Consider the following 26,837-nt stretch of genomic DNA (forward strand, 5'->3'; position numbering starts at 1 on the left):
GACCTTGCGCCAATGCTGCCACCGGGCCTGTGCTCTTCATGTCGTCATGCCGGACATTTTCGATCGCGCCGAGGCGCCCGTCCACCCGTTTACCCGGTCACGGTCACGGTCACGGTCACGGTCACGGTCACGGTCACGCTCGCAGCGCCGCGGTCGCGTTCCGCAGCTGGTCGACATGCCGGTAGTGGATTCCGGTCAGCCCGGCCGCCTGCGCCGCGGCGACGTGGCCGGGCGTGTCGTCGATGAAGAGGCACCGCCGCAGCTCCGCTCCCACCGCCCCTGCCGCGGCCTCGAAGACCCGGTGATCGGGTTTGGCGACCCCCGCGCGGGCGGTGTTGACCACCGCGTCGAACGCGTCGGCCAGCCCCAGCGCGGTGAGATCGGCCTCCAGCCGGGTGGTTGCGTTCGACACCAGAACCACCGGCACCCGGCTGCGGATCGCGGTCAGGATCTCCAGGACGGCCGGATCGACGCGGCCGGTCAGCGCCGCCCAGCCGCTGACGAGGTCCTGGGCACGGGCCACTGAGCCGCAGACCTCCGCAAGATCCTCCGCGACGCGCCGGCGCCACTGCTCGTCGCTGATCCGCCCGGTGACGGCGGCGTCCAGGAGCTCGGGGCGGAACGCGGCTGACGCGAGAGTTCCCTCGGCCAGTCCGGCCTTCCGATCGAGCGCGGCCATCCCATCGGGATCCCACAGGCGCAGGACCCCGTCGAAGTCGCAGAGCACGGCGTCAAAGGGCGCATCACGCATGCCCAGATCCTGTCAGACCGGGGTTCATGCCGGGTCGAGTTGGTGGTCGGCCCAGACGTAGCTTTCCGGGAGCAGGTCGGTGATGGAGAGGGTCCGGGGGCGGTCGCCCACGGCGACGATGACCTCGATGGCGGGGAAGTAGTCGAGGAGGACCTGGCGGCATCGGCCGCACGGGGGAAGGATCCCCCGGTCGCGGTCGCCCACGGCGACGATCGTGTCCAGTGCGTACGCGCCCTGGGCGGCCGCGGTGCCGATGAGGACCAGCTCGGCGCACGGGCCTCCGGTGAAGTGGTACGCGTTCATCGCGGTGATGATCCGGCCGTCCCGGGCGCGGGCCGCGGCAGCCACGGTGTGGTTGTCACCGTGGCACCAGGTGCGCGCGATGTGGGTTGCGGCCCGGACGAGTTCGTCGTCGACGGGGTGGGGGTGCTCGGTGGTCATCGGCTCTGCCTTCGTTCGGTGTCCGCCGACGTTGCTCCGAGAGACGGATGGTGCGCAAGCGAATATCGCGGGTCGTGCCGGCCCCGGCCCCGGGGGTGCGTCGGGTGCCCGGCGTCAGGGCGAGCTCGCATCGATGTGGGTGGTGGGGGTGTTCCAGCCCGAGATCCGTACCCGCAGTGCCGAACCGGTTGGGTCGGCCGTCCGGTGTTCGGCCGTCAGGACGGCGCTCTCACCGGGCCAGAGGCTGATCTGGTTGTCGTTCCAGCGGACCGGCAGCACGGGTGCGTCCTGGCCGTCGACGAGATGGAGATCGGTCAGCAGGGCCGGCGTGTTCCCGCTGCTGGTGTTGCGGATGGTGACCGTGGTGGTGGACATCGAGCCGGCGCGGTGCGTGGTGCGGGCGGTCGCGGTCACGGTGGCGGCCGCCAGGGAGTTCAGGCCGGTGAGGTCGCCGTAGGTGGTCGTGGGGGTGTGGTACCAGTCCGTGGCGTCGTAGTCCAGGACGTCGGTGCGGGTGGAGAGCCAGTAGACGTTGCGGCTGACCTCGCGGCCGGCGTCGTCGGTGAGCGTGAGCCGGGCGAGGTACGTGGCATCCGGTGCGTCCGCGGCGGCCCGAACGGCCGGAACCGTCAGGGCGGTGGTCCTCGCACCGTCGCCGCCGACCCGCAGCCCCCGTACGGTGCGGTCGTAGAGGGAGGCCCCGTCGGTGCCGAACAGGGTGACCCGGGCGGTGAGACCGGAAACGGCGGCCGGCCGGCGGTTGATGACGGCCACGGTCCGGTCGTCGTACGAGTACTGGACGTGCAGGGGCTCGTTCGCCTTCTTCGCGCCGTAGTAGGCGCCGCCCCGGTCGAGGTAGCGGTCGACGAGCTGCCAGTGCAGGGAGGTCCAGCCGCTGTTGAACATCCAGTAGACGAGCCCGGTCGAGGGGTCGGTGGGATCCGTGGCGTTGCGGGCGTAGGCCTCGAACTGGGCGCGGACGTTCTCGTACTGGCCGAGCTGGGCCTTGGCCACGTAGTCCCGCAGGCTGCGCGGCGCGCCGTAGCGGCGCGCGAGGGCCTCGTTGAACAGCCTCAGCGTGTTGAAGGTGGGGGAGGGGGAACGGTGGTACTGGGGGGCGGAGGGCGATGTCCACAGGGTTTCGAGCTCGGCCGGCGAGAGCGTGCGGCGCAGGGTGTCGAGGGTGGGGATCGAGGGTCCGGCGCTCGTCTCGGAGTTGAAGCCCGTCGCACCGCCTTCGCGTTTGTCGTACCAGTACGAGGGCGGGACCCAGTCGTAGGGTCCCGTCATCCGCATGCCCGACGGGCCGCTCAGGTCCGTGGTGACGGCGGAGGCGGCCGGAACCACCGGGGTGGGCCAGTCGGCGGCGCGCAGGGCGTCGAGGTAGTCCCGCTCGGTCTGGGCGTCGGGTGCGAAGTCGCTGCCGATGAGGAAGGACAGGACGCTGGGATGGTCGCGCAGCCGGGCGGCCTCGGCGGCCATGGAGGCCCGGGCCGTGAGACGGTCGGCAGCGTTCCACTTCTCGCCCGAACCGGTGGGGTTGACCGGCCCCTCCCATTTGTTGCAGCACTCCCAGCCGGGCAGCAGCAGGATTCCGTGCCGGTCGGCGAGGTCGAAGAACTCGTCCGGCTCGATGTGGCCCTCGAGACGGAGCGTATTGAGGCCCGCGTCGAGCGCGGCCTCGATCCGGTCCTCCGCGGCGGTCGTGTCCCAGCGCAGCAGCTCGTCGGCCGACCAGCCGGCGCCCCGGATCAGGAGGGGGCGGCCGTTGATCGTGTACTGGCGGGCGCCGGCGGCGTTGAGGGGTGCCTTCACGTCACGGATGCCGAAGGAGCGGCGGACGGCGTCCGAGCGGCTGCCGGCCACCGTCGCCGTCAGGTGGAGTCCGTACAGGTTCTGGGGTCCCATGCCGGCCGGCCACCACAGGGCGGGCCGCTGGAGGCGCAGTTCCCGGTGGCGGTCCGGGGCGAAGACGAGCGCACGGGTTTCCCCGGCGCGCAGGGTGACCTCCTCGCGCAGCACGATCCCGGTCCCGCCGATGGCGGCGGTGACGGTCGCGGTGGCGGTCTCCCGCGAGTCGTTGCGGACCCGCCCCTTCACGGTCAGCTCGGCCGGGCCCGACTCCGAGGACGGCACGTCCAGGCTGGTCACCACATGGGCGTCGTGCAACGAAACCGGCCCCCGGCGGTGCACCAGGACATCACGGACGATGCCCATGTTGGCGTCGGGCGGCGGCTGTAGCCAGTCCAGCCAGCCCAGCGTGAGGTGTTTGCGCGGGTCGTTGGGCTGGATCCGGAAGGCGACCGTATTGGTGCCGGCCCGGACCAGATCGGTGATGTCGAGTTCGTGGCGCGTGTACACGCCGGCGACCTCGGCCGCCGAGGCGACCCGCCGGCCGTTGACGTACACGTCCGCCGCGGAGATCACCCCGCTGAAGTCCAGCGAGGTGCGCTCCGAGGTATCGGGAAGGGTGAAGTCGCTGCGGTACCACCACGGACCGGCGAAGTCGCGGCGCGGGATCCGCTGCTGGTCGGTGGAGTAGAAGGGATCCGGGTGCGTGCCGTCGGCGACGAGCGCGGCGAGCACCGTGGAGCGGGGTCCGGCCCGGTGCCAGCCGGCCGTCGCATAGCCGGGCGTGGACACCGCGGCCGCCGTGTCGGGCACCTCGGCCGCCGACCGGATCGCGTACCCGGTCAGCGCGGCGGTCCCGCCCGGGAGCACCGTCGTCGCGGCGGGAGCGGGACCCGCGGCGGCCGGGAGGCGGGGGGCTGCGGCCGAGGGCACGGCGGCCGGGGCGAGCAACAGACCCAGCAGGGCCACGGACACGGCGGCCGACCGGAGTCGCCGGGTGTGCGCGGGGCGGGGGAGTTGGGACACGGTGGTCTCCGGGGGAAGCTGGTCGGACGTCCGCGTGACGCGAAGATCAGGTAACGGACCGTAACCCACCCGACCCCCAGGACGGACCGTCACGGCCGTGCGGCGAGCCGCGCGCCCCCTGGTACGCGGGTGGCCGACCGTGCCCGACCGCGCCCGGCCGCGCCCCACCGGGACCGGACGGGCCGGCGGACCGCGCGTCCGATGGGGACCCGGTCGCCGGGCGGAGGACAACTCGATGCACAGGGCGGGAGGTTGGAACGACCTGCCCCTGCCGCGTGTCCGTGTGCGGGGTTACTGTGACCCACCTGATCACTGAGGCGGGGGAGGCGGCGATGTCCGAGAACGGCAGTCCGGCCGTGCGGATCATGATCGGGGGCGGCCCCGCCGTCCTCGCCCGACCGGCGGGTGCCTTGCTGGTCGACGATCGCGGTGGGCCGTTCCACCGGGGCGTCCTCGCCGATCTCGGCCACACCCCCGATCAGCTGCGGCATCTGACCGCGCTCGGCTTCGACCCCTACACGTACGCCGCCCCTGCGGAGCGGGTGCCGACGCTGGCCGTCCGCTTGTGGCTGGACCAGCTGGCGGTTTCCGGCCCGGTGATCGACGGCGCCGCCGAGCTGGCCGTGGACCAGGAACGCCGCCTGGTCGCGGCCGTCCACCCCACGGGGGCCGCCGAGCGACTGGTCGTCGACGTGGACGGCACGCCCACGCTCGCCCCCGGGCTGCCCGCGCAGCTCGTGCCCGGCACCAGCCCCGCGCTCCACTCCTTCGACCGCGCCGCCGGCGTACTGCTGGCCGAGCTGGTCAGGAGGGGACCGGAGACCGGCGAGGCGGCGGCCGCGCTCGTCGACGTACTCAACGGCGGGGGCGGACCGACGGGCGTGCTGGCGCTGCTGGACCGCCTCGACCCGGCGCTCCTCACCCCCGTCGACGGGCCGGTCGACGCGCCGATCGAGGCGATCCGCGCGTTCGCCGCCTTCCGGCGGGCCACCGAGCGCGGCGCCGGACCCCTCTGCTTCGGGGACGAGCTGGTGCACGGACGGCTCGCTGCAACGGCCGCCGACAGCTGGATCGTGGCCGGCGGCCAAGACCACGCGCTGGCCACCGCCGAGGCGCTCCTCACGGGGAACCCGGCGGCCCGGGTGACCGTGGTCGCCGCGTCCCTCGGGACGGCCGCGGTCCACACGGCGCGGTACGTCGAACTGCGGCGCCGCCACGTCGCGGACGACGGCGGTGACGGGCGGCTGGAATTCCGTACCGGGGCCGAGCCCGGAGCGGTGACCGTCACCGGTACGGGCCGCTACGCCGAGGGCGGGGTGGAAGCCGAAGGGTACGCGGCGTCGATCGGGCGGGCCCGTACGCTGCCGTTCGCCGTGGGCAAGCTGGCGCGGTGGGCGCGGGAGCGCCGCGGACAGGTCACCGGCAGCCTGCTCTTCGACGCCGACCGCCAGTACCTCGGCTACCGGCTGCACTTCGCCGCCGAGGGCCTGGCGCACCAGGTGGACGTCACCGGCGCCGCTTCCTGGTTCCTGCCCGCCGAGGTGTTCGCACCGGAGCTGGCCCGCCAGGTGGAGCTGATGGGGGAGCGTGCCGTGCCGCCGGAGTCGGGCAGCGCTCCCACCGACCTGGGGCCGGTCGCGGAACAGGCGGCGCGGCTGGCAGCCGCCCGGCAGCGGGGGGCGGTGCGGGAGACCCGGACGACGCCGGAGTGCTGGGCGTAGCCCGCCCGACCGGTCGCGCCCGGCCGCCTTCGCGTCGGCGACGATCGGCACGCGCAGGCCCGAGGCTGCCGCGTCCCGTACGTCGACCGGCGGTCGAACAATATCTGTGTTCGCGCGATGAGAATGAGAAGAACCGCGCCATGAGTCTTTTTCCCGCGGCGGGTGACGTGAAATGTTTCACCGTACACGGTGTGTCGATGCGTGCTACTGTCGATCTCAGTTGCAGTTGTGGTTCCCAAAACTTCAAGTGTCCCCAGCAGGTGTCTACGCCCCTGGGAGTACTTTTATTTTTCCGATTATTATCGGACGGGGTAATCATCGCGGCGACACGGAATCCTCACAGTGTGGATCCCGATGTACTGCCCCAAAGGAGATATGACATGGCTACTGGAACCGTGAAGTGGTTCAACGCGGAAAAGGGCTTCGGCTTCATCGAGCAGGACGGTGGCGGCGCTGACGTGTTCGCCCACTACTCGAACATCGCCGCCCAGGGCTTCCGCGAGCTGCTCGAGGGCCAGAAGGTCAGCTTCGACATCGCGCAGGGCCAGAAGGGTCCGACGGCCGAGAACATCGTTCCCGCCTGACGCTGACGCGCACTTCGTAGCTGGGGCCCGCATCCTTCGGGGTGCGGGCCCCAGCTGCACGCATTTTCCGCCCCGCTCCGCCCCGTGCCGTACCGGCCGGCCCGCGGGGACGGCGCCGAGGGATCCGCAGTCCTCCGTACGCGGATCACGCCCCGGCCGATACGCCGGTTGCGCGCCCTGACGGCGTCACCTCTTTTCCGCACCTGTACCCGCCGGGATCTCCGGCCGGGCAGGTTCGCTTTCGCATTTTCATTCGGCCCGTTTCTTGCAATTCTCCGCGCACTGCACGCCTGCGGGAATTCCTTGATATGCGCCGTATCGAGGAAGGTTCCGCATGAACCGCACGCGCACCAACGACCGATTCGCCCGTACGCGCAACAGCGCAGCCGGATCCGGCGGTAGCGGCGGCCGCTTCGGCGGTTACGCCCCCAGCCGTTCCGGTGGCCCCAGCCGTTCCGGCGGCCCGAGCCGCTCGGGCGGGTACGGCCGCCGGCCCGCCGCGGTGCAGGGCGAATTCGCCCTGCCCAAGACGATCACCCCGGCCCTGCCCGCCGTCGAGGCCTTCGCCGACCTCGCCATGCCCGCGGAACTGCTCGCCGCACTCACTGCGGAGGGCTTGACCGTACCGTTCCCGATCCAGGGCGCGACCCTGCCGAACTCCCTGGCGGGCCGCGACGTGCTCGGCCGCGGGCGGACCGGGTCCGGCAAGACCCTGGCCTTCGGGCTGGCCCTGCTGGCCCGTACGGCGGGTCAGCGTGCCGAGCCCCGTCAGCCGCTCGCGCTGGTCCTCGTACCGACCCGTGAGCTGGCCCAGCAGGTCACCGACGCCCTCACGCCCTACGCCCGCTCGGTCAAGCTCCGGCTGGCCACGGTCGTCGGCGGGATGCCCATCGGGCGGCAGGCGGGCGCGCTGCGCGGCGGCGCCGAGGTCGTCGTCGCCACGCCCGGCCGGCTGAAGGACCTCATCGACCGCGGGGACTGCCGACTGAACCAGGTCGCGATCACCGTCCTGGACGAAGCCGACCAGATGGCCGACATGGGCTTCATGCCGCAGGTCACCGCCCTGCTCGACCAGGTGCGCCCCGAGGGCCAGCGGATGCTCTTCTCCGCCACCCTCGACCGCAACGTCGACCTGCTGGTGCGCCGCTACCTGACCGACCCGGTCGTCCACTCCGTCGACCCGTCCGCGGGCGCGGTGACGACGATGGAGCACCACGTGCTGCACGTGCACGGCGGTGACAAGCACGCCGCCACCACCGAGATCGCGGCGCGCGACGGCCGCGTCATCATGTTCCTGGACACCAAGCACGCCGTGGACCAGCTCACCAGCCACCTGCTGAACAGCGGGGTGCGGGCCGCCGCCCTGCACGGCGGCAAGTCGCAGCCGCAGCGCACGCGCACCCTGGCGCAGTTCAAGACCGGGCACGTCAGCGTGCTCGTCGCCACGAACGTCGCCGCCCGCGGCATCCACGTCGACAACCTCGACCTGGTCGTCAACGTGGATCCGCCCACCGACCACAAGGACTACCTGCACCGCGGCGGCCGTACCGCCCGTGCCGGGGAGTCCGGCAGCGTCGTCACCCTGGTCACCCCGAACCAGCGCCGCGACATGGCGCGGCTCATGGCCGCCGCCGGGATCACCCCGCAGACCACCCAGGTCCGCTCCGGCGAAGAGGCCCTCAGCCGGATCACCGGAGCCCAGGCCCCCTCCGGCATCCCGGTCGTCATCACCGCCCCGGCTGCGGAGCGGCGTGAGCGCAGCGGCTCCGCCTCGCGCAACCGGCGCCGCCCCGCCGCGGCTGCCGTCCGGCGCAGGCCGGCACGGCCGTCCGCCGCCGACGCCGTAGCGTGAACCTTCTCCTTCCCCTTGTGAGGCATCATGCGCGTCGTCATCGCCCGATTCCCCTTCGACCTGACCAAGAGCGGGGTGCTGGAGTCGATGAAGGGCGTCAAGCCCGAGCCCGTCGACGGTGAGTCCGTGATCATCGGACGCCGGCACTACCCGGTCAAGCAGGTCGGCCAGGTCATCACCCGCCAGGACCGCCGGGACTTCACTGCCGCGGAAGTCGTACGGGCGATGACCCTGCTCGGGTTCACCTGCCGCGGCCTGCCCCAGGACCCCGCCGCGCAGGCGCACACGGGTGCGCACACGCGCACGGGTGCGGCCACGTCCGGCCTCACCGCGTTCCAGCGCGCCTCGGCGATGCTCGGCGAGCCCGCGCCCGTATCGGTCTCCGCCTGACCGCAGGCGCACAGCACCACCGGACCAGCACGTGAGGGCCCGACCGGCACGTCCGGTCGGGCCCTCACGCGTGCTCCGGGAGAAGATCCCTCATCGTCAGGCACAAGAAAATCTATCCCCGTCACGGTAGACATCCGACTCTGACGTGCCTAGGGTTTCTCGCATAGCGACGATCGAAGGAAGGGAGGAGGCAGACACCATCAGGATCGCCCGGGCAGGAGCACACGGCCCGGGTACCGCACGACCCCGAACGGCAGGTGGTCCCCGGTCAGGCATTCACGATCCCCGCACTCCCGCCCGTCTCCCGGGCGCGACCGCGGAAACAGAAGGTCGGCGCAGCGCTGAGGCCGACAGATGGTGTTGAATTCCCTTCAGGGCCTTGGTGCCGTACGGCACCAAGGCCCTTCGACGCGTTCTAAGAAGAGGTGCAGATGACAGCGGATGACTCGCTCGGCGGCCGGCTGGACGACGATGACTACCCGGCCTACACGATGGGCCGGGCCGCCGAACTCCTCGGCACGACCCCCGGCTTCCTGCGCGCCATCGGCGAGGCCCGTCTCATCACACCGTTGCGTTCCCCGGGCGGGCACCGCCGGTACTCCCGCTACCAGCTGCGGATCGCGGCCCGCGCCCGGGAGCTCGTCGACCAGGGCACCCCGGTCGAAGCCGCCTGCCGCATCGTCATCCTGGAGGACCAGCTCGAAGAGGCCCAGCGCATCAACGCCGAGTTCCGCCGCGCCGCGAACGCCACGCGCGAAGACTCCCGCTGAGCGCCGACGCCCCTCTTCCCGGTGCTCGGGTTCACTACGATTCCGATCATGTGGAGAGAGACGGCCTCGCAGGCCTTTCCCGGCGTCGGCTTCCGCGAGCCGTCTCATGCCCCCGAACTCGCCGAGGCCGAGCGGCGGCTCGGCCGTGGGATTCCTCCGGAACTGAAGCAACTGCTCCTCGAGAGCAACGGGGTGATCGGTCAGAGCTCGGTCGACACCGTCTGGGCGATCGACCGGATCGTCGAGCAGAACCTCCTCTTCTGGTCCGACCCCTCCTTCGCCCGGTCGTACATGTCGTTCGAAGCCCTGTTGTTCTTCGGAGACAACGGGGGCGGTGATCAGTTCGCCTTCGTCCAGATGCCGCGGCGTCCCGACGTCTTCGTGTGGGAGCACGAGACCGACAGCAGACGGTGGGTGGCCGGCGGCCTGCGGGACTACCTCGGGCGTTCGCTCCGCGAAGACGACGACGACTGGTACCAGCTGTAGTCCGTGGCCCCACGCATGCGCTTCGCGGTACCGCGTAGCTGCTGCATCCGGTCCGTCGTCGGGCGGCGAGCGTCCCATCGGACGGGGACGCCGTTCCGTCCAGCAGAGCGGGTGTCACGTCTCCAGGACCCGGCGGGTACGGGAGACGCACGGGCGGCTCCGGGACCGGCTGGGTGCGGCGTTCCTGCGGCCAGCGACTGCGCGACCTGACACGATCGGCTCCGCTCGTCCCGCGGCAACGGGCCCGCGTGCCAAGTGGGGCGAGCACAGCCGCTCCGGCCATGACGAACGGGTCCTCGGCCTCCACCCGGAAAGCGGGCGCCGGACGTCGCAGGAGCGACGGGCCGGGCGCTGCACCGTCCCACACCCGCCGCGGCGCTCCGCCAACCGGACCCAACAACACGGCGAATCCGCGGAATTGCGTCACCCGGTCAGCCCAAGGGCCGTCCCGCAATCCCCGGTGGATCAGCGCACGGCGTCCCCTGCGGTGCACTGCGAAGCACCGGTGCGCCTTCCTGCCGGGCCACTCCGGCCGCCGGTCCCTCGGCCGCCCCGGGCAGGTGACTGCGCAACGGCCCCGGATCTCATCCACGTACGACCGGCGCGACCTGGACGGGACGACCCGGCCGGGCCGGCGCCGAACTGCGCCGGAGCCACGAGCGGGATATCAAGGAGCGTGAAGGCGGGCGCCGGGTCCGACAGGCGACACCCCGCGGTGAGGAGTACGTCTCGTGGAGTTCGAGGTCAACGGCACCCGGCACGCGGTGGACGTGGACGACGACCCGACCGCCGTGGACGTCGTGCGGGACCGGCTGGGTCTGACCGGCACCAAACTGGTCTGTGCGGGCGGGGTGTGCGGGGCCTGCACCATCCAGGTCGACGGTGAACCCCGGGTCTCCTGCCTGACACCGGCGGTCGCGCTGGCCGGCCGACGGGTGACGACCGTGGAGGGCCTCTCCGGCCACCCGGTCGGGCGTGCCTTCGCCGGCGAGGACGCCCTCCAGTGTGGCTACTGCACCCCGGGGTTCGTCGTCACGGCGGCGGCCTTCTTCGAGCGGTGGCGAGCCGCCCACGGCCGCACCCGGCCCGGGCGGGAGACCATCGCGGAAGCGCTCGCGGGCCACCTGTGCCGGTGCGGTGCGTACGAGGGAATCCTCAGCGCGGTGGCCGCGGCCTGCGCCGGCGAATACGACACGGCCCCGGCGGGAGGGCAAGCGCCGGCGGTCCCGCGCACCGAGGCGCCGCAGAAGACCGACGGATCGGCCCGCTACACCACGGACCTGCGCCTCGAGGGACTGTTGGAAGGGGTGATCATCCGCTCGCCGCACGCGCACGCGCTCGTACGGTCCCTCGAAGCCGGCGACCTGCCCCTGGTACCGCTGCTGCCCCCGGACGGCGTGGTGCGCTACGTCGGGCAGCCGGTGGCCGCGGTCGCGGCGCCGGACCGGACCTCCGCACGCTTGGCGGCCGCGCGGGTCACGGTGGACTACGAGGTGCTCCCGGCGTCCCTGGACGCACGCCGGGCCCGAACCGGCGAGGGCCCCCTGGTCTACGCGGACAAGGCGGCACGCAAACGGGCACCGGGTTCCGGCGAGACCCCCCAACTGGTGCCCGCCCGCTGGCGCGGCAACCTCCGGGGCCCGTCCGCCATGAGCAAACGCCCCGCCACGGCCGTGCGCCGCATCACCGAAGCCCGCAGCCGCACCCCCGAGCGGGTGGTGGAAGGCGTCTACACCACCGCCGCGCAGACGCACACCCCCCTCGAACCGCACGCCTGCCTGGCCCGGTGGATCGACGGAACCCTCCACCTGGAGGTGTCCACGCAGTCCGTGAAGCGCACGGCCGAGCTCGCCGCCGAACGCTTCGGCGTGCCCGTCGACCGCGTCGTCGCACGGGCCGTCCACGTGGGCGGCGGTTTCGGTTGCAAGATGGGACTGACCTCCGACGTCGTCGCCGCCGTCGAACTGGCCCGGCTGCACGACGCCCCGGTGCGGGTGGTGCTGGACCGGGACGAAGAACTCACCGACGGCGGATACCGGCCCGGCACCCGGATCCGGCTGGCCATGGTCGCGGACGCGGCCGGCGATCTGAGCGCCCTGGCCATGGACGCGGACAACGACGGCGGCGTCTCGGTCGGCGGCACCGTGGCGGCACTGGCCCGGTTCATGTACGGCAAGGCCCCCCGCCGGCTCCGCGACTTCGACACCGTCACCCACCACCCTCCGGGCGCCCCGTTCCGCGGCCCGGGCGGACCCACCATGTGCTGGGCCCTGGAGCAGGCCGTCGACGAGATGGCCCACCGGCTCGGCCAGGACCCGATCGCCCTGCGCCGCCGCTGGGACGGCAACCCCAAGCGGCACGCCCTCTACGAGCGGGCGGCCGCGCTCCCGGTCTGGTCGGGCCCCCGCGGCGGCACCCGCCGGTACCGCCGCGGCGTCGGCGTCGCGGCGGCCAACTGGATGTACTTCCTCGATCCCGTCACCGAAGTCGAGCTCACCGTCGAGGACGGGATCGTCGTCGCCCGCTGCGCCGTGCAGGACATGGGCACGGGCTCGCGCACCGTGCTGCGCCGCGCCGTCGCCGCGGCACTCGGCCTGCCGGAGGACAGGGTGCGCGCCGAGGTCGGCCACAGCGATGCCGTCCACGGCCCCACCTCCGGCGGCAGCCGCACCACGCCCTCCCTCGTGCCCGCCGCAGCCGACGCCGCCGCCCGGCTGCGCGACGCGCTCGGCGGCGGAGACGTCGCCCCCCGGCTGGCCATGGCGCACGGCGTACGGGTGACCGGCCGCCGCCCCCGCGACCGCCGGGGCTTCGTGACCCCCTTCACCCTGGGCGGTATCGCGATCGGCCGCGGCTTCACCGGATCGGTGCAGGTCGCCGAGGTCGAGGTGGACACCCGGCTCGGCCGCGTCCGCCCGCTGAGCGTGTGGAGCGGCATCGCCGCGGGCCGGATCCACGAGGACCGCCTCGCCCGTAGCCAGTGCCAGGGCGCCGTCGTACAGGGCATCGGCTACGCCCTGTACGAGGAACGGCGCACCGACCCGGCCACCGGAAGGGTGCTGACCGAGAACCTGGAGGACTACCGCATCCCCGGCATCGGGGACACCCCCGAGATCACCGTCCACTTCCACCAGGAGGGCTTCGAGCACGTGCCCGGTGGCGGAGTCGGCCTCGGCGAGATCGCGACCCTGCCCACCGCCGCCTGCCTGGCCAACGCCGTCCACGACGCCACCGGCTGGCGCCCGTACGACATGCCCATCCGCCCCGACCGGCTCCTGGAAGGACTGGGCACGTGAGCACCGAGACCGCCCTCACCGATCTGTCGGCCACCGTCCTGGCCCGCGGCGGGGAACTGCGCGCCGGTGGCACCGACACCACCGCCCGGCAGCGCAGCGGCATCTCCCCGGGGCCGTTCACCGACCTCGGCGGCGCCGGCCACCTGCGCGGCTGCACACCGCTGCCCGGCGGCGGGTTGCAGATCGGCGCCCTGACGACCCTGGCCGAGCTGGCCGCCGATCCGGGCGTACGCGCCGGTTGGCCGGCCCTGGCCCTGTCGGCCGGGACCGCGGCCACGCCGCAGGTCCGCGCGGCCGGCACCGTGGGCGGCAACCTGTTGCAGCGCAACCGCTGTTGGTACTACCGCAATCCCCATTTCAGCTGCCTCCAGAAGGGCGGCCCCGGCTGCCCCGCGCGCCAGGGCGACCACCACTTCGGCGTGGTCAGCGGCGAGGGCCCGTGCGTCGCCCCGCACCCCTCCACCCTTGCGATGGCCCTGCTCACCTATGACGCCGAGGTCCACGTCCACGGCGAATCCCCGCGCGGCGTAGCCGACTTGTACGGAGAGGGCGAACGCCTCTCCCACGCCGACCACCTGCTGCCGCCGGACCGCATCCTCACTTCGGTCCACCTGCCCGCGCCCTGGCCCGGTGAGCGCGCGGCCTGCCACCGGGCCATCAGCCGGGCCCACGCCGAATGGCCCCTGGTCGAGGCCACCGCCCGGCTGGTGCTCGACGGCTCCACCGTCACGCGCGCCGCCGTCGCGGCGGGCGGGGTGGCCCGCGTACCGATGCGGCTCACGGAGGTGGAGGCCGCCCTGATCGGCCGCGAGGCCACGCCCGACGTCCTTGCCGCAGCCGCAGCGACGGTCCTCGCCCGCTGCCGGCCGCTGCCGCAGACCGGCTACAAGGCGGAGCTGTTCGGCAACACCGTCCTGGAAGCCCTGGAGCGGGCCCTGGGCCCGGCGACCGCCGGCTAGGTCGTCTCCAGACTGACTCGGCTCTGTGCCTGCTGGAGGAGGGAGATCTGCTGGGCGATCATGGCCGGCGGGAAGGCGCGTACGTCATGGCCGCCGACCGACAGCTTGGAGAACGTGGCGATGACGCTCCCGGTGCGGATCACCGTGTACTGGGTGACGTGCGGGCCCATCTCGCTCGGGGCCGTGATCTCGAACTGCACTGCTTCGTCACCGAGCTGCGGCGCCGGGTCGACCGTGACCGTGCCCTTGTAGGTCGTGCTCGAGCCCGGGCTCTCGAAGTACCGGCAGGTGCTCAGACCCTCGCGGACCTCGGCGAACACCGCCACTGCGCCGGAGTTCCCGTACGAGGCGAGGGTGGAGTCGCCACCGTTGATGTCGTCCTTCCAGTTGAACGTCTGCACGGCCACGACCGGGGACGGGCGGGAGGGCCGCCGGGCATGGGCGGCTTCCAGCATCAGTGCACACGCGGGTTCGGAGACCTCGGACTTCCGGTCCTTGCCCCGGGGCTCGCGGACGGCGACGGGGTGCCCGTAGGAGTCCGGCCCCTCCTCGGTCGGCAGCGCGGCCGCCACCAGCTGTTCGGCGGTCAGCGGGCGGCTCACGGAAGGCGCGGCGGAAGGCGACGCGGCCGAAGGGGACGCGGCGGCGGGTGCGGAGGGCGCGGGCGCGGATGCGGGCTTCGAGGGGTTCGCGCTGCAGCCGGTGACGGCCAGCGTGGTGACGGCCAGCGTGCTGACGGCCAGGAGCGCCGGCAAGCCGGAAGCCCTTCGTGCAACGCGTCTCGGCATGGTCGGCCCCCTGGAACGATGCGGATGATCAAGCGGAGGCTACCCGGCTGCGCCCCGCGCCACCAGGAGGTGTTCACGTCCCGGGACCCCGCGCAGGTTCCGTGACCGCTCAACCGGCGTGGAGGACGCGGAAGCGATCGGGTTCCGCCGGGTCTCGATCAACGACCTGGGTGGGAGCCCAAGTCCATTGCCAGACGTTGATGCCCGGCGTGCGGGAGAACCGGATCTGCCCCCGGGTGCCTTCGACCGCCACGCACGACCAGGGTCCGCCGACGCGTGCCCCGTCTGCGCCGACCTGGGCACGCAGCACGTCGGCGAGGACGACGACCGTGTCGTACCCCTCGAAGGCGACGAAGGAGGGCGCCCGGCCAAGCCGCTCGCGCAGGGCCGCGCCGACGCGCGTACCCAGCGGGCCGAGACGTTCCGGCAGGTAGCGCAAGAACGGGACCGCGGCGCCGTCGCCGCCCAGCAGCGTCGCCCATGAGGGGAACTCCGGTTGCCCGGCCGGAGCACCGATCGTGATCTCGGCGAGGCGCTGGTCACGGCGGACGGCCTTGACGAGGGGCACTGCCGGCTCCGGGTGGCCGACCAGGAGGAGGAGGGCCGTCACGCCGTGGTCGACGAGTTCGTCGCACACCGCAGTGGGGTCGAGGTCACGGACGTCGAGTTCGACGACGGCGCCGCCGCGCGGAGCGAGGTACTCCCGCAGAATGCGGGTCCCGGACGCCCAGTAGACGCTCGGCTGGGTCGCTACGGCGATTCGACGGTGACCCGCGCCGAGGAGGAAGTCCGCGTAGACCTGCCAGCCGTGGGACTGTGCCGGGGCGAGGCGCGCGACCCAGTGCGTCGGCTGTTCGGTGAGCGCGTCGAGAACCGCTGACGAACAGAGGAACGGCAGGCCGAGGGCGTCGGCCCGGGCGGCAGCGGCGCGAGCGACGACGCTGTGGTACTCACCTGCCACGGCAGCAACGCCCAGGGCAGCCAACTCGTCCACGGCCGCCGCGGCCCGCTGCGGATCAGCCGCGGTGTCCCGCACCACCAGTTCGAGTGGCCGTCCGCCGATCCCGCCGGCGTCATTGGCTTCGTGAACGGCCAGTTCGAGTCCGGCGAGCAGGTGTTGGCCCGCCTCGACCCAGCCGGGCCGAGTCAGTGGAACGAGGGCGCCGATCCGGACGGACGATCCGTCAGTACGCTCCGTACCGGGCGGCGATGGTGGCGCATCCATGTGTCGGCGTCTCCCGAGGGGTGGTCCGAAGGCGGTGTGCCCGGACCGCGGAACGAACATGATCAGTGGCGCCGAGAGTAGTCGAGCCGGAACCGTCACGGGGATGCGGGCAGGAGGTCCTGGCCGGGCGCGGGCCATCCGGGCGGGGCGCGGGGCGCGTACGGCACGGCACCCGGGGCCGCGGCGTCCCGGGGCACATGCTGGGGCTCCCCGCCCCGGAGGAGAGCCGGTGAGTGATTCCCGACCGCGAGCGACCACGAGGCCGGCACCAGCCGGGGCGGCCGACGGCCTTCCCGCTCCCGGGGTCATCGGCATCGGTCTTGCCGCGGTGCTGACGTTCGCGCTCGCCCAGGGCTCGTGGCAGTGGTTCGCCACGTTCATCGGGGTGACCCTGCTCGCGGTGATGCTCGCCTTCCAGCGACGGGCGGAGTGGAACCCGGACATCCGCTCGCCGTACGTCCGCGGCCTGATCGCGTACTCACTGGTCGTCGGCCTGTGCGTGGCGATCGCACTGGCTCCCCTCCTGCAACGCCGGGCGTGGCTGTTCCCGATGCCGGGCACGCGCAGCGACTGCGTGCTGGTGGGCAGGTACGCGGCCCTCCAGGTGGAGGCCGCGCTCGGGAACCTGGCCGCCAGTGACGGCCGGGCCCTGGCGTTCGCGCAGCACGACCAGGCCCGTAAGGCCGTTGCCGAGTGCCTGGCGGCCACGACGACCCTGTGGCTGCCGGTGTACGGGGTGGGGGCGGCGGTGCTGGTGGGAGCGTGCGCGTGGTTCCGCGACCGGGCGGTCTCCCGGGCCCGCACCCGTTCGGGCCCCGTCGGTCAGGAGCCCGTCGGTTAGGCGGTGGAGGGGACGCGCCCCGACCGCAAGCTGATGCGTACGGCTCACGTAGAGAGGGACGAGGGATTCACGATGTGCACAAGGATCCTGTGGAACACCAACGGCCACGCTGTCCTCGCAGGCCGGACGATGGACTGGCCGGAATCGACCGAGCCGGTCCTGACCGTGTTCCCCCGGGGGCTGGAGCGCAACGGAGGCGCCCTCGGTGGCACCACCGTCGTCGCCGACAACCCCTTGCTCTGGACGAGCGGCTTCGGCAGCCTCGTGACGACCGTGTACGGGGCCGGTACGGCCGACGGCATCAACGAAGCCGGCCTCGCAGCGCACATGCTGTACCTGGACAGCACCGACCTCGGCCCCCGCGACCCCAGGAGGCCCGGCCTACAGATCGCCCTGTGGATCCAGTACCTGTTGGACTGCGCCCGCACCGTGCAGGAAGCCCTGGACCTGCTCGACACCTGTCAACTGGTGCCGGTCGAGGTGCGCGGCTTCAAGGCCTCGGTGCACGTGGCCCTGGAGGACGCGGCCGGGGACTCCGCGATCATCGAGTACATCGCGGGCGAGCGGCAGGTGCACCACGACCGCAGCTACACGATCATGACGAACGAACCCTCCTACGAGGAACAACTCCGTCTGCTGCGGGAAAAGGTGCGCGCCGTGCAGGGGCTCGGCCACGACCGGCCCAGCAGCGAGGTTCCCGTCCCCGGAAACGTGAACGCGGTCGACCGCTTCCAACGCGCCGCCTACTTCAGTTCACTGCTGCCCGAGCCTGCGGACGACCGGCAGGCGGTCGCCGGAATCCTGGCCGTCACCCGCAACGCCTCGGTGCCGTTCGGCGCGCCGTACCGCGAGGGGAGGTTCAAGACCTACAACACCGAGTACCGCACCGTCTGCGACCTCACCAGCAAGCGGTACTTCTTCGAGCTGGCGACCAGCCCGAACCTCCTGTGGGCCGAGATCGACCGCTTCGACCTGTCACCCGGCGCCCCCGTCATGACGCTGCGTCCCGACGGGATCGACCTCGTCGGGGACGTCTCGGACAGGTTCACGCGCGCGCCCGCGCCGTTCTGAGGGGCGCGAAGCCGCTCGGGCTTTCTGCTCTGCATCGGACAAGTTCATTGACAGGAGTTGAACGCAGACCGAGGCTGAGAGCGCTCTCATTCGTCAACTCATAGGCGCGGGAGCATCGCACCTCCCCCCACTGTCGGGTGTCCCACAAGGAGGCAGATCGTGTTCCGCTTATCGAAGGTGCTGGCTTCCGGGCTCTCGGCGTTGGCGGTCGCCGCCGGCCTGATCGCCCTCGGTCCGCTGGCATCGGCAGAAGCCGTACCGGCGACCATCCCGCTCACGATCAAGAACAACTCGGGACGCAGCGAGCCGGTGTACGTCTACAACCTGGGCACGCAGCTCGCGACGGGACGGCAGGGCTGGGCCGACGCCAACGGCGCGTTCCACCCCTGGCCCGCGGGAGGCAATCCCCCCACCCCGGCGCCCGACGCGTCGATCACGGGTCCGGCCGACGGGCAGACCAAGACGATCCGGATACCCAAGTTCTCCGGACGCGTCTACTTCTCCATCGGCCAGAAGATCGTCTTCAAGCTCAGCACCGGCGGCCTCGTGCAGCCCGCCGTGCAGAACCCCTCCGACCCCAACCGCAACGTCCTGTTCAACTGGTCCGAGTACACGCTGGGCGATGCCGGCCTGTGGATCAACAGCACCCAGGTCGACATGTTCTCGGCCCCGTACGCGGTGGGCGTGAAGGCGGCCGACGGCACGGTCACCCACACGGGCCGGCTGCGCCCGGGCGGCTACAACGCCGTCTTCGGCCAGCTGCGTTCGGCCGGCTGGGGCGGACTGATCCAGAACCGCCCCGACGGCACACCGCTGCGCGCGCTCTCGCCCGGTCACGGCATCGAGGCGGGCGCGATCCCCGCCGGCGTCATGAACGACTACATCAACCGGGTGTGGAACAAGTACGGCTCCTCCACGCTCACCGTGGCGCCCTTCGTGAACCAACCGAACACCAAGTACTACGGCCGGGTCTCAGGCAACGTCATGAACTTCACCGACGGCTCGGGAGCGGTGGTCACCAGCTTCCAGAAGCCGGATTCCGACAGCGTCTTCGGTTGCTACAAGCTCCTGGACGCACCCAACGACCTGGTCCGCGGCCCGATCTCCCGCACCCTGTGCGCGGGCTTCAACCGGTCGACGCTCCTGACCAACCCCGTCCAACCCGACCCGAACGACGCCAACTTCTACCGTGACGCCGTCACCAACCACTACTCCCGCATCATCCACGGCCAGATGGCCGACGGTAAGGCGTACGGCTTCGCCTTCGACGACGTGGGCGCCCATGAGTCGCTGGTGCACGACGGCAACCCCCAAGCGGCCTTCATGACGCTGGAACCGTTCCACTAGGCCCGTCCGGAGGCGGTGGCCGGGCGGACGGCGGGGGACCGGCGACCTGCGGAGAGGTGAGCGGCCGTAGCGGACGGTGCCCGTGCCCGAGCCGTATCGAGCCGCAGCGGATCACCACGCCGCCATCACCGCCCGCATCCGTCCGGTCACCCCTTCGGTTCGCCCGGGTCACGGCCGCGCGGGCGGCGTAACCTGGCTGAACCGCCACAGAACGCGCGTACGAGCGGCACGGTGCGCGGGCCGTGTGGCTCGCCGCGCCCACGATCCAGGGAGGCGGCGCGTGACCGATCCGTTCGGCTTCCTCAGGATCCCCCGCGAGGCCGTTCCGCCCCGCCCCGTCGAGCAGAGGCTCGGCGACTGGCGCGAGGTCTACGCGGGCCAGGCGCTGCTGCCGCTCGTCTCCCGGCAGGCCGACCGCTGCATGGACTGCGGCATACCGTTCTGCCACACCGGCTGCCCCCTGGGAAACCTCATACCCGAGTGGAACGCGTACGCCGCCCGCGGCGACTGGCGCGCGGCGTACGAGCGGCTCCACGCGACCAACAACTTCCCGGAGGTCACGGGCAGGCTCTGCCCGGCCCCCTGTGAGGACGCCTGTGTCCTCACGATCAACGCGGACCCGGTGACCATCAAGAACGTCGAGCAGGCGATCGCGGACGTGGGCCTGCAGCGCGGCTACATGTCGCCCAGACCGCCGACGAAGCGCAGCGGCAAGACGGTGGCCGTCATAGGCTCCGGACCGGCCGGGCTGGCCGCGGCCCAGCAGCTGACCCGGGCCGGGCACCGCGTCACGGTCCACGAGCGGGCCGACCGGATCGGCGGACTGCTGCGCTACGGCATCCCCGAGTTCAAGATGGAGAAGGCCCACCTGGACCGGCGCATCGAGCAGATGCGGGCCGAGGGCACGGTGTTCGTCACGGGTGCGGACGTCGGCGGCGCGACCGGTGCCGGCGCGGACGAGCTGCGGAGCGGCTGTGACGCCGTCGTCGTCGCGATCGGGGCCGGCGAGCGCCGGGAGCTGCCGGTCCCGGGCCGCGCGCTGCACGGCATCCACCAGGCCATGGACTATCTGACCTGCGCCAACCGGGTACGGGAGGGCGACTACGCCGTGTCGCCCGTCACCGCCGAAGGCAGGCACGTGGTCATCGTGGGCGGCGGTGACACCGGCTCCGACTGCCTCGGGACCGCCCTGCGGCAGGGCGCGATCTCCGTGCTCCAGCTCGACATCAATCCCGAGCCCGGCGCGGGCCGGACCGACGACGAGCCCTGGCCGGTGTACCCGAGGACGTACCGGATCTCCCACGCCCACGAGGAGGCCCGCGGGCGCGAGGGCCGGGACCCCAGACTGTTCGCCCGCGCCACCCTGCGCTTCGAGGGGGACGCCGCGGGCCGGGTACGGGCGCTACACCTGACCGCCGTCGAGCCCGTGGCCCGCAGCCCCCTGGCCGGGACCGAGGACGTCATACCGGCGGGGCTGGTCCTGTTGGCCCTCGGCTTCTCGGGCCCCGAGCGGGCCGGCGACCTGCGCGAGCAGCTGGGGCTGGAGCTCGACGAGCGCGGCAACTTCGCGCGGGACGCCGGCTTCGCGGCGGGCGGAGGGCGGCGGGTACCGGGAGTGTTCGTCGCGGGCGACGCCGGCCGGGGGCAGTCGCTGGTGGTGTGGGCCATCGCCGAGGGCCGGGCGGCGGCCGCCGCCGTGGACCGCTACCTGACCGGCTCCACCTGCCTCCCGGCTCCGGTCGCCGCGCACGACCGCCCGATGACGGCCTTGGGGCGCATGCGCTACGGGCTCTGAGGCGGGCAGCACGTCGTGACCGACGGTCGACCTCCGGTCGGGGGCGTGCCAGCGAGGGACACGGACACGCCCCGGACCGGGGCCCGTTCACTGACGGTCGGCTGCCCGCGGCTGCGCTGCCCGCGGCTCCGTCCTGTCGATCCATGACCACGCGCGGGCGCCGGCGGCCACCACGACCGCGGTCAGGAGGAGTTCGGCCCAGTAGGGCGGGCCGACCAGCACGGGTACGAGGACCAGGACGAGGACGGCCAGGGCCGAGGTGGCGACCTTGGCGGCCCACCCGAGCGCGGTGCTCATACGAGCCCGCTCAGGCAGCCGGTGACCCCGCCCGCCACCACACTGGTGGCGATCTTCTTGGCGGCGTCCTTGTTGACGCGTCCCACGATCAGGGCGGCGGCTCCGCCGATGCCGGCCTTGAGCAGACAGTCCTTGGCCCGCTGGTTCATCGGGCGGACGGACAGCAGCCGCTCACAGGCCGCGGCGTCCTTCTTCTTGCCCAGGTAGCAGTTCTTGATGTTGTTCTCCTGGATCACATCGACCGCGTGGGCGGCAGGTGCCGATGCCAGGAAGGCAGCCGTGGCCATGACCAGGGCGAGACTTCTGTGCTTGGTGCGCAAGGTGTTTCCCGTGTTGCTCGGTGCCGTCCGTCCCGTGCACAGGCATTCCGGAGTCCCGGGATGCGGACGCGCCTGGACGGAAGGAGTCGGATGGTGCACGGTCCACGGGCTGCCGGCGTGGCCCGGGACGTCACGATCTTCAGCCGGGCCCGGGGGCGAACGGCACCCGTCGACCGGCTGGTTCGACCCCGCCACCGAGCGGGTCGCGCACCGGCCGCCCGGCCGGACTCCCGCACCGGCGGGCCGTGTTCGCGTTCCTCTCGGGTGCCGGCCGTCGCGTGGCGGGGCGGGACCTGCGATACCGCTAGGGTGACAGCTGCTTTCCCTGGGTTCTGACCTGGGGAAAGGCTGGGTCGACTGGGAACGACAGGTGGGAGACCGGTGCGGTGGTCCGAGTGATGGTGGTCGACGACGAGGCCCTCGTCCGGTCCGGGCTCACGATGATCCTCAACGCAGCGGCGGACATCGAGGTGGTGGCGGCCACCGGCGGTGGGCAGGCCCTGGCAGCGGTGGCCGCGTACGCCCCCGACCTGGTGCTGCTCGACATACGCATGCCCGATGTCGACGGGCTGACCGTCCTCGCGCGGCTGATGGAGCTGCCCGATCCGCCGGTGGTCGCCATGCTCACCACCTTCGACTCCGACCAGTACGTCTCCACCGCACTGCGCTCCGGTGCCTCCGGCTTCCTGGTCAAGGACACCGACCCGGACGAACTCGCCCACCAGGTCAGGTCCCTGGCGGCGGGGGCGATGGCCCTCGCCCCGCAGGTCACCGCCACCGTGATCAGCGGCTACCTCCACCACCGCGGCGAGCAGCGCGCCCTCACCCACGCGGCCTCCCGGCTCAGCGCCCGCGAACGGGACATCCTCGTGCTGCTGTCACAGGGACTGTCGAACGCCGACATCGGGCGGCGTCTCCACCTGAGCATCGGCACCGTCAAGGACTACGTGAGCGCCGTGCTGACCAAACTCGACGTCAGCAACCGCGTCCAGGCCGCCCTGTGGGCGGAGCGCGCCGGCCTGCTCGACGGGACGCACGCATGAGCGCCAGCACGGCTCCGGACGGACCCGGGCGCGTGGCACGTACCCGACGCACCCTGGAGGCCCGCGCCCTGGACCCCCGCGCGGTGGACGCGGGACTGGCAGCCGCCGCGCTGGCCGACGCGTGGGTGTTCGCCGCGACCGGCACATGGGCGGATGCCGCTCCCGGGGCCGCCGCCGCCCTGGCCCTGCTGGCACGCCGCCGTTGGCCGGTTGCGGTGTTCGTGTTCGCCCTGCTCGCCGTGCAACTCGGACACAACGTCCTGGCCGCCCTCGCCGCCCTCTTCTCCCTGGCCGAGCAGCACCGCACCCGCAGGGCGCTGGTCGGGTGCGTACTGGCGTACGGGATCGGCGCGAACCTGCCGGACATCGGCCCGTACGAGGTCGCCCACCCCTCGGAGATCGCCGTCGTCGTCGGCTACTCACTCACCGCCGCAGGAGTGGCGGTGGCTCTCGGCCGACTCGTACTCACCCGCCGCGAACTCGCCCAGAACATGGAGGAGCTGCGCGCGGCGCAGGAACACCAGCGCGAGCTCCACGCCCAGCAGGTGCTCGCGCGCGAACGCGCCCATCTGGCCCGGGAAATGCACGACGTGGTCTCCCACCAGGTCAGCCTCATCGCGGTCCGCGCCGGCGCCCTACAGGTGTCCGCCGACGACCCGGACACCAAGGAGACGGCCCGCACCATCCGCACCCTGAGCGCGGCCACACTGGACGAACTGCGCCACATGGTCGCCGTGCTGCGCGCCCCGGGCAGCAGCGCCCAAGGCCCCGACCCGCGGCTGACGTCACAGCCGCAGCCCGCCCTGGACCGGCTCGACGGCCTGATCGCGGACAGCGGACTGGACGTGACGCTGACGGGCGAGGTCCCCCGCGACGCGAGCCCCGCCGTCGAACGCGCCGCCTACCGGACCGTCCAGGAGGCCCTGACCAACGTACGCAAACACGCGCCCGGTTCGACCGTCGTGGTCGAGTTCCGCCGGCCCGGACCCGCCCTCGAGGTGACGGTCACCAACACCAAGGCCCGCCAGCCCGCCCTGGCGCTGCCCAGCGCGCGACACGGACTGATCGGACTGCGCGAACGAGCCGAACACCTCGGCGGCACCCTCTCCGACGGGCCCACCCCCGACGGCGGCTACCGCCTGCACCTGCAGATCCCCCCACGCGGAACGCGCCCCCTGGCGACGGCCGACGCGCCCCGGCGCAGCCCGCAATGACCGCCCGGTCGGCAGGGGGCCTCGTCGGGTGTGCAATGGTCCGTTGCGACTCGGTGGTGCTCATGCCACGCCTCCCGGTGGGGCAGGGTGCAGGTGCGCCGCCGCCGGCAGGACGGGGAGCGCCGGGCCGTAATGAGCGTTCTGCGGCGACGCCGTTCATGCCGGTGGTCCCACGTCGGTCACGTGAGGAAGCCGTCGTTCCGCCGGCTGCGCGATGTGGTGAACACCATGTTGCTGCACGCAGCACCGCTGCGTGCGCACGCCACACGTGCGCGGCCCCCGCCACGACCGGGGCGCCGCGCTCACCGGAGGTACGCGGACGAGTGAGAGGTCCGCATCGGCCGGCACGGGACGACGCACGCGCGGAAGCGGAGGACGACCGGGACCGTACGGACCCGGGTGGCCGCCCCCGCTCTGCGGCACGACGGCCCGCGGTCGGGTTCGGTGCTGCTCGGGGCGGTCAGGGGTGAAGGGCCTCCAGCAGGGCGGCAGCCACGGCGCGTTGGCCGGAGGGGGTGAGGTGGAGGCCGTCGGCCTCATGGTGGCCGCGCGCCGCGCCGCGCGTGTCGACCACCGGCTCCGGCCGCGCCAGCAGGAAGTCGGCCACGGCGTCGAGGTCCGCATCGGACCAGCTCAGGCCGGCCCGCCGGAAGTGCTCGTACCGTTCCACTAGGACGGGGTCCATGCGCGTCGGGGTGAGCCAGACCCACCGGGCCCCCGTCCGGGCCACCGCCAGGTCGTGCAGGGCGATCAGATTGCGGCAGGTCTCGGCGGGGCCGACGAGCGGGGTGCGGTCGATGCGCTGCACGTCGTTCGCGCCGAGCATGCACAACACCCAGTCGGGCCGCTGGAATCCCAGCACCGGCAGCTGCTGCGCCAGGGCCTGGGTGGTGGTGCTCCCCGAGACGGCCAGATTGGTGCACCGCACGCCCTCGGGGAGCAGGTGCCGCAGGATCTCGAACCAGGAGAGCCGGTCTGCGGTGGTGCTCTCGCCCAGGGCCACGACGTGCTCACCCGGCCGGAACGGCAGTGCGGCGATCTGAGCGGCCGCGCCCGGCTCGGCCGACAGTGCGGCCGCCGCTTCCCGGTTGCGCTCGTCGAACTGCTCCAGCCGGCCCCGGTAGTCCCCGGCGTCGGTCCCGAACAGGGCGGCCAGCACCGGCTCGTCGAGCGGCCCCAGGTGGCGCAGGAGCTTCTCCGGCTGGTGGAACCGCAGCAGACGCTGCGCCTGGGCGGTGTTCCGGTCGGTGGTGGTCATGTCAGCCTTCCTCAGAGACGCGGACGCGGACGCCGGCACGGTTGCGCGGCAGCAGGAAGCCCACCGCGATCAGCCAGGCCAGCCCGGTGAAGCGGGCGACCGGCAGGAGCAGGGCGGCGTCCTCGCTCAGGAGGACGAGGGTGGCCAGCTCGGCGACGGCGGCCACGGCGAGACCCGCGACGGCCAGTGCCCGCGGCAGGAGCCCGGCCAGCAGCCCGGGTACGGCGATCCCGGCGACGAGCAGGCCCAGCAGGACCACGTGGCCGGGGCCGCCCAGGCCGAACGCCAGGTACTGCAGGGCTCGTACGAGCTCCGGCCGCTGTGCCACCTCGGCGTGGGACAGGACCCAGGTGACCAGGCCGGAGCAGGCCAGGAAGGCGGCGGCGAGCACCCCGCCGGCGAGGGCGATGGTGGCGCCGGGCGCCCGGATCCCGAGCCGGCCCAGGCGGGCCGAGACGGTTGCGGCGTAGATGGCCAGGGGGACGGAGGCGGCGAACTGCAGGGCCCCGGATGCGCGGACCGCGTCCCCGTGGTCGAGGAAGTACGCGGTGATCGCGTCCGTGTCGCCGAACGGCGACGGGAACGGATCGCCGCCGGCCAGCAGGGTGCTGAGGACGAGACCACCGAGGAACAGGGCGGTGAAGACCACGGCGAGGACGCCGGGCGGCGGCCCGGACTGCGGGGCGGTGGTGCGGGTGTTGCGCGGGACACGGCTCTCGATCGCTTCCACGGCACAATCCGTTCTTGAGGAGAACGATTCACTGCGGTGAATCATTGCGTGTCGCGTACGATAGCCGCGTGAACACCGCCCGGCAACCAGATCCCTCCCCGGCCCCGGCCCAGGCGCCGGCTCCGCGCGGAGCGGCCTTCCTCCTCGCCCAGATCGGTGCCCACGCCGCGGGGCGGTTCGCGGAGCGCGTCGCCACCCTGGGGCTCACCCCCGCCGACGTCGGCCTGCTGCGGATGGTCGCCGGGCAGCCCGGCCGCAGTCAGCGCGCGCTCGCCGAAGACCTGGGGGTCGTACCCAGTCGAGTGGTCGCCCTGATCGACGTCCTGGAGGACAAACGCCTCGTCGAGCGGCGGCGCAGCGCCGAGGACCGCCGCAACTACGAACTGCACCTCACTTCCGAGGGGCGACGGACCCTCGGCGCGGTGTCCCGGGCGGCGGCCACCCACGAGGATGACCTGCTGGCCGCCCTCGACCCCGACGGGCGGGCCCGGCTTCTGGAACTCCTCGAACGCGTCGCGGCGCAGCAGGAACTGACGCCGGGTGTGCACCCCGGCTACCGCACGCTCGCGAAACCGGCGGCGAAGCGGAAGGGCTGAGGACCGACGCGCGGTTGCTTCCGGGGGCGGTCGGTAGGCGTGCGGGCCGGCCCGGCCGTGCACCGGTGACGCAGCCGGTCGCGCGCAGCAGTACGGCACGGTCACCGACCGTCGACCGCCCGGGCGTTCCCTTCCTTCGCGTGCCCCGACCTGCGCCGTCCGCATCTCGCCCGGAGGGCCGTAGC

Annotated in this window: 24 protein-coding genes; 15 read left to right on the forward strand and 9 right to left on the reverse strand. The window is 72.7% G+C overall.

Features of this window, described 5'->3' with window-relative positions; genetic code table 11:
* Nucleotides 1–133: 133 nt before the first annotated feature.
* The 3 genes from OG594_RS21725 to OG594_RS21735 all read right to left on the reverse strand — a co-directional run bounded on the left by OG594_RS21725 (nucleotide 134) and on the right by OG594_RS21735 (nucleotide 4,069).
* A complete protein-coding gene (locus tag OG594_RS21725) occupies nucleotides 134–751 on the reverse strand; it encodes an HAD family hydrolase (protein WP_266601459.1) in 618 nt (205 codons plus the stop codon).
* Between the two features lie 24 nt (nucleotides 752–775).
* Nucleotides 776–1,192 (reverse strand): cytidine deaminase, encoded by a 417-nt coding sequence (locus tag OG594_RS21730; RefSeq protein ID WP_266601461.1) that lies wholly within the window; start codon nucleotides 1,190–1,192, stop codon nucleotides 776–778.
* Between the two features lie 114 nt (nucleotides 1,193–1,306).
* Nucleotides 1,307–4,069, reverse strand: coding sequence for a sugar-binding domain-containing protein (locus tag OG594_RS21735; protein WP_266601463.1), 2,763 nt, complete (start codon nucleotides 4,067–4,069; stop codon nucleotides 1,307–1,309).
* 332 nt (nucleotides 4,070–4,401) lie between these two features.
* On the opposite strand from OG594_RS21735, the gene OG594_RS21740 reads away from it, so the two are divergent.
* The 8 genes from OG594_RS21740 to OG594_RS21775 all read left to right on the forward strand — a co-directional run bounded on the left by OG594_RS21740 (nucleotide 4,402) and on the right by OG594_RS21775 (nucleotide 14,127).
* A complete protein-coding gene (locus OG594_RS21740; RefSeq protein ID WP_266601465.1) occupies nucleotides 4,402–5,790 on the forward strand; it encodes a hypothetical protein in 1,389 nt (462 codons plus the stop codon).
* Between the two features lie 380 nt (nucleotides 5,791–6,170).
* Nucleotides 6,171–6,374 (forward strand): cold-shock protein, encoded by a 204-nt coding sequence (locus OG594_RS21745; protein WP_004986771.1) that lies wholly within the window; start codon nucleotides 6,171–6,173, stop codon nucleotides 6,372–6,374.
* Between the two features lie 334 nt (nucleotides 6,375–6,708).
* Nucleotides 6,709–8,226: a DEAD/DEAH box helicase gene (locus OG594_RS21750; protein WP_266601468.1), complete on the forward strand. Its 1,518-nt coding sequence runs from the start codon at nucleotides 6,709–6,711 to the stop codon at nucleotides 8,224–8,226.
* Nucleotides 8,227–8,253: 27 nt separating this feature from the next.
* Nucleotides 8,254–8,616, forward strand: coding sequence for an SCO5918 family protein (locus OG594_RS21755; RefSeq protein ID WP_266601470.1), 363 nt, complete (start codon nucleotides 8,254–8,256; stop codon nucleotides 8,614–8,616).
* A gap of 431 nt (nucleotides 8,617–9,047) precedes the next feature.
* A complete protein-coding gene (locus tag OG594_RS21760) occupies nucleotides 9,048–9,386 on the forward strand; it encodes a MerR family transcriptional regulator (RefSeq protein ID WP_266601472.1) in 339 nt (112 codons plus the stop codon).
* A 48-nt stretch (nucleotides 9,387–9,434) separates the two neighbouring features.
* Entirely contained in the window at nucleotides 9,435–9,872 is a 438-nt protein-coding gene (locus OG594_RS21765; protein WP_266601474.1) for an SMI1/KNR4 family protein, read from the forward strand.
* A gap of 731 nt (nucleotides 9,873–10,603) precedes the next feature.
* Nucleotides 10,604–13,168, forward strand: a complete 2,565-nt coding sequence (locus OG594_RS21770; RefSeq protein ID WP_266601476.1) for a molybdopterin-dependent oxidoreductase — start codon at nucleotides 10,604–10,606, stop codon at nucleotides 13,166–13,168.
* Nucleotides 13,165–14,127 (forward strand): xanthine dehydrogenase family protein subunit M, encoded by a 963-nt coding sequence (locus OG594_RS21775; RefSeq protein WP_266601478.1) that lies wholly within the window; start codon nucleotides 13,165–13,167, stop codon nucleotides 14,125–14,127. The genes OG594_RS21770 and OG594_RS21775 overlap by 4 nt, the downstream gene beginning before the upstream one ends.
* Here OG594_RS21775 and OG594_RS21780 read toward each other — a convergent pair.
* The gene (locus tag OG594_RS21780; RefSeq protein ID WP_266601480.1) at nucleotides 14,124–14,882 is read right to left on the reverse strand and encodes a hypothetical protein; all 759 of its coding nucleotides are present in this window, start codon (nucleotides 14,880–14,882) and stop codon (nucleotides 14,124–14,126) included. The two genes, OG594_RS21775 and OG594_RS21780, sit on opposite strands and share 4 nt — an antisense overlap.
* 142 nt (nucleotides 14,883–15,024) lie before the next feature.
* Complete coding sequence (locus tag OG594_RS21785) at nucleotides 15,025–16,140, reverse strand: ABC transporter substrate-binding protein (protein ID WP_266601482.1); 1,116 nt, start codon at nucleotides 16,138–16,140, stop codon at nucleotides 15,025–15,027.
* A gap of 229 nt (nucleotides 16,141–16,369) precedes the next feature.
* Here OG594_RS21785 and OG594_RS21790 point away from each other — a divergent pair, with 229 nt between their 5' ends.
* From OG594_RS21790 to OG594_RS21805, 4 genes are all read left to right on the forward strand, one after another.
* Entirely contained in the window at nucleotides 16,370–16,981 is a 612-nt protein-coding gene (locus tag OG594_RS21790) for a hypothetical protein (RefSeq protein WP_266601484.1), read from the forward strand.
* Between the two features lie 72 nt (nucleotides 16,982–17,053).
* Nucleotides 17,054–18,052 (forward strand): linear amide C-N hydrolase, encoded by a 999-nt coding sequence (locus OG594_RS21795; RefSeq protein ID WP_266601486.1) that lies wholly within the window; start codon nucleotides 17,054–17,056, stop codon nucleotides 18,050–18,052.
* Between the two features lie 159 nt (nucleotides 18,053–18,211).
* Nucleotides 18,212–19,399, forward strand: a complete 1,188-nt coding sequence (locus OG594_RS21800; protein WP_266601488.1) for a glycoside hydrolase family 64 protein — start codon at nucleotides 18,212–18,214, stop codon at nucleotides 19,397–19,399.
* Nucleotides 19,400–19,679: 280 nt separating this feature from the next.
* On the forward strand, nucleotides 19,680–21,194 hold the full coding sequence (locus OG594_RS21805; protein WP_266601490.1) for a glutamate synthase subunit beta: 1,515 nt from the start codon (nucleotides 19,680–19,682) through the stop codon (nucleotides 21,192–21,194).
* A gap of 87 nt (nucleotides 21,195–21,281) precedes the next feature.
* On the opposite strand, the gene OG594_RS21810 is transcribed toward OG594_RS21805, so the two are convergent.
* Nucleotides 21,282–21,491 carry a hypothetical protein gene (locus tag OG594_RS21810; RefSeq protein ID WP_266601492.1) on the reverse strand — a complete coding sequence of 70 codons (210 nt, stop codon included), beginning with the start codon at nucleotides 21,489–21,491 and terminating at the stop codon, nucleotides 21,282–21,284.
* Complete coding sequence (locus OG594_RS21815; protein WP_266601494.1) at nucleotides 21,488–21,811, reverse strand: hypothetical protein; 324 nt, start codon at nucleotides 21,809–21,811, stop codon at nucleotides 21,488–21,490. Before OG594_RS21815 ends, OG594_RS21810 begins: the two co-directional genes overlap by 4 nt.
* Nucleotides 21,812–22,197: 386 nt before the next feature.
* On the opposite strand from OG594_RS21815, the gene OG594_RS21820 reads away from it, so the two are divergent.
* Together OG594_RS21820 and OG594_RS21825 are read left to right on the forward strand one after the other, a co-directional pair.
* A complete protein-coding gene (locus tag OG594_RS21820) occupies nucleotides 22,198–22,854 on the forward strand; it encodes a response regulator transcription factor (protein ID WP_266601496.1) in 657 nt (218 codons plus the stop codon).
* A 32-nt stretch (nucleotides 22,855–22,886) separates the two neighbouring features.
* Nucleotides 22,887–24,068 carry a sensor histidine kinase gene (locus OG594_RS21825; RefSeq protein ID WP_266601498.1) on the forward strand — a complete coding sequence of 394 codons (1,182 nt, stop codon included), beginning with the start codon at nucleotides 22,887–22,889 and terminating at the stop codon, nucleotides 24,066–24,068.
* A gap of 460 nt (nucleotides 24,069–24,528) precedes the next feature.
* On the opposite strand, the gene OG594_RS21830 is transcribed toward OG594_RS21825, so the two are convergent.
* Nucleotides 24,529–25,326, reverse strand: a complete 798-nt coding sequence (locus OG594_RS21830) for a GDSL-type esterase/lipase family protein (protein ID WP_266601500.1) — start codon at nucleotides 25,324–25,326, stop codon at nucleotides 24,529–24,531.
* 1 nt (nucleotide 25,327) lies between these two features.
* On the reverse strand, nucleotides 25,328–26,056 hold the full coding sequence (locus OG594_RS21835; RefSeq protein ID WP_266601502.1) for a hypothetical protein: 729 nt from the start codon (nucleotides 26,054–26,056) through the stop codon (nucleotides 25,328–25,330).
* Nucleotides 26,057–26,124: 68 nt separating this feature from the next.
* On the opposite strand from OG594_RS21835, the gene OG594_RS21840 reads away from it, so the two are divergent.
* Nucleotides 26,125–26,652, forward strand: a complete 528-nt coding sequence (locus tag OG594_RS21840; protein WP_266601504.1) for a MarR family winged helix-turn-helix transcriptional regulator — start codon at nucleotides 26,125–26,127, stop codon at nucleotides 26,650–26,652.
* Nucleotides 26,653–26,837: the final 185 nt, after the last annotated feature.

This window comes from Streptomyces sp. NBC_01214 (assembly GCF_026340975.1).
Lineage (GTDB): Bacteria > Actinomycetota > Actinomycetes > Streptomycetales > Streptomycetaceae > Streptomyces.